We start from the raw sequence: 848 nt of genomic DNA on the forward strand, positions 1-848 counted from the left end.
AACCCGGCAGGAAATCTGAGGAGGGAAGCTGATGAAACGAAGTATCTCTGCTGAATGGCTCAAATTGCGGCATTCCCGGATCGGTATTGTACTCGCTGTACTTCCTATCATAAGCTTGCTGATTGGATGTGCGAATTATTATTTTAACCGAGGCGTCCTGCAGAATGGCTGGTACAGCCTGTGGACCCAGGTCAGCCTGCTGTACGGCGAGTTTCTCCTGCCCATCCTGATTGCTATCTGCTGTGCTTATGTATGCAGGCTGGAGCATCTGAACCGGAATTGGAATATGATGATGACCGCTCCTGTATCGGTCGCAAGCGTGTTTCTTGCCAAATTGCTTGTTGTCAGCATCTTGATCTTGTTCGCGCAAGCGCTGTTCATGGGACTGTACTGGCTTGCTGGTACCTTGTTCTCCTTAGGGACTTTCCCAGTAGAGACTATTGGCTGTGGACGATACGTGGATGGTATGCTTCTCTGTCCATTACCGCACTACAACTCGGACTGTCGCTGCGGACCCGCAGCTTCGCAACGCCTATCGGCATTAGCCTGTGCGCAGTCTTTATCGGTCTGGGCATGTATACTGCCAAGCTGGGCATTTTTTTTCCGTTCTCGCTGCTCACTATTGGCATGAGCGTGCTGAACCAGGATAAACTGACTTACGTACAGAACATTCTGTTTTGGGTGGTGAATATGGCTTTAATTATTATTTTTGCGTCGATGTCTATTCGCCGGTTGAAGAACAAAGATATGGTCTCATCCTGATTGGGCTTAGGAGGAATTATTGATGAAAAAAATATTGCTGGTGCTCGGGCTCATTATCGTGATTGGGGCATGCTTGTGTATATTCT

Annotated in this window: 1 pseudogene; it reads left to right on the forward strand. The window is 48.2% G+C overall.

The features are described from left to right. The first annotated feature begins 31 nt into the window (after positions 1–31). A pseudogene (locus BK127_RS42245) lies at positions 32–762 on the forward strand (ABC transporter permease). Positions 763–848: the final 86 nt, after the last annotated feature.

This window comes from Paenibacillus sp. FSL H7-0331, assembly GCF_001956045.1.